Annotated in this window: 9 protein-coding genes; 2 read left to right on the top strand and 7 right to left on the bottom strand. The window is 50.6% G+C overall.

What is annotated here, in order from left to right:
* Positions 1–34 precede the first annotated feature (34 nt).
* The 4 genes from H1D41_RS18120 to H1D41_RS18105 all read right to left on the bottom strand — a co-directional run bounded on the left by H1D41_RS18120 (position 35) and on the right by H1D41_RS18105 (position 3,019).
* Positions 35–916: a tetratricopeptide repeat protein gene (locus tag H1D41_RS18120; RefSeq protein WP_228850249.1), complete on the bottom strand. Its 882-nt coding sequence runs from the start codon at positions 914–916 to the stop codon at positions 35–37.
* Positions 903–1,856, bottom strand: coding sequence for a replication initiation protein (locus H1D41_RS18115; protein WP_228850248.1), 954 nt, complete (start codon positions 1,854–1,856; stop codon positions 903–905). Before H1D41_RS18115 ends, H1D41_RS18120 begins: the two co-directional genes overlap by 14 nt.
* A gap of 393 nt (positions 1,857–2,249) precedes the next feature.
* The gene (locus tag H1D41_RS18110) at positions 2,250–2,765 is read right to left on the bottom strand and encodes a hypothetical protein (RefSeq protein WP_228850247.1); all 516 of its coding nucleotides are present in this window, start codon (positions 2,763–2,765) and stop codon (positions 2,250–2,252) included.
* A complete protein-coding gene (locus H1D41_RS18105; protein WP_228850246.1) occupies positions 2,762–3,019 on the bottom strand; it encodes a hypothetical protein in 258 nt (85 codons plus the stop codon). The genes H1D41_RS18110 and H1D41_RS18105 overlap by 4 nt, the downstream gene beginning before the upstream one ends.
* Before the next feature lie 221 nt (positions 3,020–3,240).
* Between H1D41_RS18105 and mobQ the strand changes: the two genes are divergently transcribed.
* Entirely contained in the window at positions 3,241–4,263 is a 1,023-nt protein-coding gene (gene mobQ / locus H1D41_RS18100; protein ID WP_228850245.1) for a MobQ family relaxase, read from the top strand.
* 683 nt (positions 4,264–4,946) lie between these two features.
* Here mobQ and H1D41_RS18095 read toward each other — a convergent pair.
* The 3 genes from H1D41_RS18095 to relB all read right to left on the bottom strand — a co-directional run bounded on the left by H1D41_RS18095 (position 4,947) and on the right by relB (position 5,889).
* A complete protein-coding gene (locus H1D41_RS18095) occupies positions 4,947–5,204 on the bottom strand; it encodes a hypothetical protein (protein ID WP_228850244.1) in 258 nt (85 codons plus the stop codon).
* Between the two features lie 123 nt (positions 5,205–5,327).
* Positions 5,328–5,603: a type II toxin-antitoxin system RelE/ParE family toxin gene (locus H1D41_RS18090; RefSeq protein ID WP_228850243.1), complete on the bottom strand. Its 276-nt coding sequence runs from the start codon at positions 5,601–5,603 to the stop codon at positions 5,328–5,330.
* On the bottom strand, positions 5,590–5,889 hold the full coding sequence (relB, locus tag H1D41_RS18085; RefSeq protein ID WP_228850242.1) for a type II toxin-antitoxin system RelB family antitoxin: 300 nt from the start codon (positions 5,887–5,889) through the stop codon (positions 5,590–5,592). The genes H1D41_RS18090 and relB overlap by 14 nt, the downstream gene beginning before the upstream one ends.
* A gap of 218 nt (positions 5,890–6,107) precedes the next feature.
* Between relB and H1D41_RS18080 the strand changes: the two genes are divergently transcribed.
* Positions 6,108–6,464: a hypothetical protein gene (locus H1D41_RS18080; RefSeq protein ID WP_228850241.1), complete on the top strand. Its 357-nt coding sequence runs from the start codon at positions 6,108–6,110 to the stop codon at positions 6,462–6,464.
* Positions 6,465–6,586: the final 122 nt, after the last annotated feature.

The following is a 6,586-nucleotide window of genomic DNA, read 5'->3' as shown; positions in this document are numbered from 1 at the left end:
AATAGTATGGATAGTAGTGGGGGAATTCTTTCGATTAGTCGCATTTCGTATAATTAGACCTTATACAGGTTTGCGCCAATTGCGTAGCCTCTGTAATTTGTTCTCTGGTCATAATGTTTTCGATTTCATCCCGATTTTCCGCAGCATCTGAATGGCCGGTAGAAGATGATATGTTGAACCACATATGAGCCTTTATAGTACTGTCTCTGTTAGTATACATTTGTCCGAGAGAATTTTGTGCATCCGGGTGCCCCTGTTGGGCAGCAAGACGATACCATATCATAGCCTCAGATGTGTCTTGTATTATGCCTTCACCATTAGCATACATCCATCCTAGGTTTCTCTGAAGCTGCATGTCACCTTGTTCGGCCCCCCGGCGCAACCAAAGTTCTGCTTCTTCAGGGTCTTTTAGCACACCATCTCCTTTAGCGTATTTAAGGCCTAGCAAAAACTGGGCAATAGCATGCCCCTGTTGGGCCGCAAGTCGATACCATCGCGCTGCTTCTGTAGGATCTTCTATTATTCCTCCTCTGGACAGAAATTCTACAAAGGTTTCTCCAGTCGACCAGTCGCTTTCTTCGTCATATAACCTGCCAACATTGTACTGCGCGTCTGGGTGCCCTTGTTCTGCGGCTAAGAGAAACCATCGCATAGCTTCTGATCGGTTCTTTGATAGGCCAAGGCCAAATGCGTACATTTCGCCAAGGAAGAATTGCGCCCTCATGTCACCTTGCTCTGCTAGTGGTCTCCATTCTTCCATCGCATTGGCATAGTCACCAGTGCTGTAGAATGCTTCTCCTGTGTTAAAGTCTTGAGCTAAGAGATCGGATCCTGTGCTGCTAACAAACAAGGCAATCATTACGATATGCAGTAATTTAAAGGGAGAGCGATCATTATTTTTGTTATTTTCTTCCATATTTTACCTGCCCATATTTCTTTTTTGTGAATCCCATGAATGCCGTCGCCGCACCCTTTTTAAATTTAGGTTTGCCCGTGCTTTCCCAATGCGCCCAAAACTCAGCCTGCACTTTGTCCATATCAAGGAAGTAACGTGTTTCTTGTGCAGCACGATTTATGTCTGCATCGAGCAGGGCAGGACGGCCTTTGTCCTTGGCGGCTTGGATGATGCGAGCATTACCCGCACTTTTCTTGATGAGCGTGTCGGTCTGAATCCGTTTAGGGGTTTTGGTAAGCTGGAAAACGATCTCGTTATAAAACCGGCCCTTACGGATAGGGGTGTATTCGACTGAGAACCCCGCGCCGAGAGGATCATCGTTGATTTGCTTTATGGCTGGGTCAAGCACTCGCAGGCGGAAGTTTTTCCATGTGGAGTAGCTATCCTCGGGAACTTTGAGCCATGTACGCAGATCGGCAATCGTGACGGCGCACCGCCCATCACGGCGGTTGGTAAAGCCTTCTAGGATTTCATACAGCGTTACAGCGTATTTACCTGACAGCTTGAGCAGGAAGTGAACCCGTAGACGGGCAAAGCGTGTTGGTTGCTTGATGATCGGGATGAGCAGGGGCGGGAAGTTGAACGTCAGTGTTCCCATCTGCCGCGCCTTCTTTGAGATATTCGCGCCGAACATGGATGAGATGCCTTGCTCAAAGCGGCCATCGTCAAAAGTAGTTTCCCATTCGACCGTTGTCTTGGCGAGGCGCTTGGCGCTGTCCCACAGCCATTTCGTGTCATGTTCACCGCCAAGCTCCCGAAAGACAGCATTAATTTCGCGGACAGGCAGGGAATGGATAGGGTTTTCGCCCAACTCATCAAAGACGGTGTGTAGCAGGAAAACCCATAGCTTGCGATCTCGCTCTGTATATGGCCCGTCCACCTTCACAATGACGGTTTGCAAGGGGACAGGGACCGTAGCTGGGTCATCATCGGAGATTATCCATGGGGACCCAGAAGGCTGAATGCCGTCCAACTCTTTTTCAGAGAATAATCCTAGATGCTGTGGTTCTGTTCTACTCATACGTTCATTGTAGCGGCTACATTCAGGGATACAAACAAAAAACAAACCGGCCAGTTGCTGTATCCCTAAGTGCGCAGAGCTCCGCCTAATTTGTATCCCTGAATGCGAGTGGGTAAGTTGCCTAATTTGTATCCCTGAATGCCTAATTTGTATCCCTGAATGGGTGGAAACGCCTAATTTGTATCCCTGAAGTTAAGTAAGGCACTGATATAAAACGATTAAAATGGGGGGAACACCATATAAGAACACAAGAACACACAGCAGAGCTGTGAATTACTGCTCAATTTGGAACACACAGAACTTCCCATTGTCCTGATCTGAAATAAATCCATCACGTTGAGTACAAGACCAATCCCATCCCATAAGTTGAACGGTATCTTTAAAATCGCGTTCCAAATAATAATCGAAGACGATCAACGAAAGCAAAGCGCCTGTGGCAAGCCCTGTAAGAGCTGAGAAAAGCATAAAGAGGTGGACGTTGCGCCTACGGGCCAGAATTGTACTTGAGGCTTCTTTACGGGCTTCTGAGAGGCTGCGCACAGCATTATCGACCTTACGCTCGATTTGACCTGCTATGTTACTTAAGTTGTAAGTGAGACGCTCAGCACCTTCAAAGCCGCCTTGTGCAGCTGCATTCTGAACGCCTGCGATTTCTGTAGCATTATCTTCTAGCGCAGCTTGTAGATGTTTGAGCCGTTCTTCAGTCAATTGGCGTTTCTTCACATCGCCCAGTTCGACCCGCATCAATTTAAGCTGGTCAATGAGGTCCTGTACGGGATCGTTGTTCATACTTGGTTGTCTCCAATAAATTTGCGCAGATCGTTCAAGAGAGGTTCTGCATCCTGAATATCCACCGCTCGGGTCAGTGATGTTTCCAGTAATGTGACAAGCTGACGGGCAAGGTTCTTGTCTTCGAACGCTGCCGGAATGACGGTCGCGCCAACAATGATTTTTCGCCGAGTGTCTTTGGTTCGCTTTTTGGTCTTGAGCCTTTGGACTCTGTTCTCAACCTCTGCGATTTGTTGGTCGATGGTGCGGGGCATGAGAGTTGCGAAGTCCTGTTCTGGGTGTTACGGTAGAAACACTTTAAGTGCTCACTTATACATTGCCAAGGCAATGTGTGAGGTCTCAACGGGGTGAACCCCAAGGCGACGCCATTCCCCTTTGCCTCAAGAGGCAATCTGGAGCGGTTTTCCGCCCGCCCCAAACTCCATCGGATCAGGTCGTATTGCCCTGGACCAAATGCACAGGCTCGTTTGCGCTCATGGCGATCTATCATTTCTCCGCAAAGATGATCTCTCGTAGCACGGGCCGTAGTGCTGTTGCCGCCGCTGCCTACCGGACCGCCGAGTGCATCAAGGACCACCGCCAAGGGCTGGAGCATGATTACTCTAATCGCACGGGAGTCGTGTCCTCTGAAATCCTCGTTCCTGAAGGTACACCCGATTCAATGAAAGATCGGGCGTCCTTGTGGAACGCTGTCGAGGCCGTGGAACGACGCAAGGACGCCCAGCTTGCCCGTGAGGTCACGGTAGCCCTACCGCACGAGCTGGACGACGCACAGCGTGGCGCTTTGGTGCGGTCCTTTGTGCAGACTGCCTTTGTCGATCGTGGCATGATTGCGGACGTGGCGCTTCATGCTCCCGGCAAAGAAGGCGACCAGCGCAACCACCATGCTCACATCATGCTGACCACCCGTTCCATCGGCGTGGACGGCTTTGAAGGCAAAGACCGCTCTTGGAACAGCAAGGAGCTGTTGGAGGGCTGGCGCGAGAGCTGGGCCGATCATGCCAATAGCTACCTTCGCGAGATCGAGGCCGCCCATGAAATCGACCATCGCAGCCTTGAGGTCCAGCGCAATGAAAAACTGGACCTCAAAGAGCAGGCGCTTGAGCGCGGTGACGAGAAGGCCGCCCATGAGTTGGAGGTCGAGGCCGTTGAGTTGGACCGTGATCCGCTTCCCGACATTGGTTGGAAAGCATGGGGCATGGAGCGGCGCGGCATCCAGACCGCTGCCGGCGATCTATGGCGCGAGGCGCAGGGCCGGCTGGAAGACGTGCGTGATCTGGTTAGTGGGCTGCGAGAGCGGTTTGTCGAGACCTATGCGCATGTGCGGGATGTGGCTGAGCAATCTTTGGGCGGGTTGGCCGAGGCTTTGCGCGGTGCCGATTTTTCCGCGCTCAAGGAAACCAACGATTATGTCCGAGAGCAGGAACGGGAGGCCGAGCGTAGCATCGAGAAAGAACAGGATATCGGCATTGATCGAGAACACGGGCACAGCCTTTAGGGAGGTTGTGTCGGCTGAGCGCAGAATAGCGCCCTACCTCATCACAAAGTCAGAGATCGCTTGATCCAAGCGATCTCTGGAACTAGGTGAGACGGCGATGGAAAAATTGGCCTGAACTATACAACCACGGATGTACTGCATTTTCATGGCGGCTCGGTATAACCCTACACCCAATCCCGGAATGTCTGCTTCAGTAATAGCGAACCCAATGAATATTCCAGGATCCATTACCGACGGCCCATATTTTAGGTTGTACGCACTCGCGCCAGTGCCAGATAAATTACCCTCAATGACCTCGTCTATTCTTGTTTGCATTTCTGGAGTCGGGCCTTGAAAAGCTTTCGCGAACTCTGCACGAATCGTGATGAAATCACTTTCGCTTATATATCCTTGATGCCTTTCGAGAGACCGGAGTGAAAGGACAACAACTTATAAACTGGCTGCATCGTCAGTTATGAAAGCGGCAGATACCTCATTGGTTCGGTTGGGATTACTCCGCAGGGTTTCAACTATTTCTCCATCGTTAGAAAGCGCGGCCCATTCCCCTAATCGCTCTACGATAATGTTTGATGGGCATGACCCAACGGTGATTTCTTCCGCGAGCGCGGCAACAGGGACAGCAGTAAGAAAAACTGCAATGGTGAGAGAGGTTATTGCTTTCATACACATTATATCAATCGGCCCTAGCCTGAATTTACCATGCTATCCATCAAGACTGGCTGGATAAAAATCATAAAAATAAGAATGAACATAGAAACACCAAACAGCCACGCGCTGCGGTTTTTCTTTGCAGCCCACGTGATTAGGAATGCTATTCCCCAGCATGCGACTGCCTTGCCCACTCCCTCAGCGTAAGGGCTTTCCAAAGGGCCTGGAAAAACAATAGCATTCAAAATTGCAGCGATAATGGCGAACACCACAAAAGCTAGAGAGTTTTTCATTAAGGGGGTCATTCGATAGCCTTGATTTAGATGCCGCAAATAGCAGCGTTTGAAGGGTGGGTTACATCCGCGGATAGGGGGCTGCAACGATTTCAATACTGGTAGCCCTACTCTCCATTATGTTTAGGGCCATTGCTGTGCTGCGTGAAGCACACGGAGGATCGTCACGGCAATGGCATCCTCTGTGTAAATCACGATGTAGTTGGGCCGGACGACCATCTCGCGTGTGCCATGGACACGGCCCACGCGGTAGAGTTGCGGGTTATCGGGGATGCGTGAAGTTTTAGCCTCAATCTCATCTTTGAGAGCTTGGGCCGCGTCTGGATTGTCGTCGGAGATGTAATCGACAATCGCCAGTAAGTCGGCGATGGCCGTCGCTTTCCATTCAAGCTTTAGCACGGCGTTTCTCGTCAATCAGTTCCTGCGCTTCCTGCATCACTTGGGCATGTGGGACAGTGGGGCGCGGGTCATCCAGAGCTTCCTGCACTTTGGCTCGAAACCAAGTGTCGTAGGCATCGGGATCGGCGGTCAGACCTGCGGGCAAACCGCCTTCTGTCGCTACGCGAGTCAGCAGGATGCGCACGGCATCCGAGAGCGTCAGACCGACACCCGCGAGGGCGTCAACGGCTTGAGCTTTGAGTTGGTCGTCCACGCGGACGTGTAGCATTGAAGTTTGTGTGGGCATATGAATATCCTCCTAGGATAGGACTGTATCTCAATTGAGATACGGCAGCAATGATCTTCCCCCCTGCCCTATTCCAGTGTATCGTGAACACCATAAAATAACAGTAATGAACAATTGGAAGCATGATGGGAAACAGTACATATCTTACACTAGGGCAGGCGGCAGAGATGTGTGGTTGGTCTAAGGGGGCTATCTCTAAGGCCATAAAGTCAGGGAAGATGAGCGTTCACGAGAAAACGAAGTCAGGTTTTCAGTTAGACCCTGCCGAGGTTCTTCGGGTGTTCCCGAAGAAAACGGAAACACCCTCAAATGAACAATTGGAAACATCGCGGAAACATAACGAAAACAGTGCCGTATCGGCGGAAGTTAATGCGTTGCAGCAACAGATTGCTACAGCAGAGGTTGAGCGAAACCGCGAGCGTGAACAACTGACAGACCGCATAGAGAGCTTGCAGCAGATGTTGTCCGATGAGAAGTCAGAGCGCCGTCAGCTAACGGCTCTGTTATCCGACCAGCGCGAGATTACGACAAGACAACAGCGTCAAGGTTTTTGGGGGCGCTTGAAGGGGAAATAGTATGGATAGTAGTGGGGGAATTCTTTCGATTAGTCGCATTTCGTATAATTAGACCTTATACAGGTTTGCGCCAATTGCGTAGCCTCTGTAATTTGTTCTCTGGTCATAATGTTTTCGATTTC

This window comes from Halocynthiibacter styelae (assembly GCF_016123485.1).
Lineage (GTDB): Bacteria > Pseudomonadota > Alphaproteobacteria > Rhodobacterales > Rhodobacteraceae > Halocynthiibacter > Halocynthiibacter styelae.
This window is presented reverse-complemented; position numbering and strand designations above follow the sequence as displayed.

Excerpts from the sequence above, each read along its gene's own strand:
- H1D41_RS18120 (WP_228850249.1), bottom strand. The coding sequence starts at position 916 with ATGGAAGAAAATAACAAAAATAATGATCGCTCTCCCTTTAAATTACTG.
- H1D41_RS18105 (WP_228850246.1), bottom strand. The coding sequence starts at position 3,019 with ATGCCCCGCACCATCGACCAACAAATCGCAGAGGTTGAGAACAGAGTC.
- H1D41_RS18080 (WP_228850241.1), top strand. The coding sequence starts at position 6,108 with ATGAGCGTTCACGAGAAAACGAAGTCAGGTTTTCAGTTAGACCCTGCC.
- mobQ (WP_228850245.1), top strand. The coding sequence starts at position 3,241 with ATGGCGATCTATCATTTCTCCGCAAAGATGATCTCTCGTAGCACGGGC.
- H1D41_RS18095 (WP_228850244.1), bottom strand. The coding sequence starts at position 5,204 with ATGAAAAACTCTCTAGCTTTTGTGGTGTTCGCCATTATCGCTGCAATT.
- H1D41_RS18110 (WP_228850247.1), bottom strand. The coding sequence starts at position 2,765 with ATGAACAACGATCCCGTACAGGACCTCATTGACCAGCTTAAATTGATG.
- relB (WP_228850242.1), bottom strand. The coding sequence starts at position 5,889 with ATGCCCACACAAACTTCAATGCTACACGTCCGCGTGGACGACCAACTC.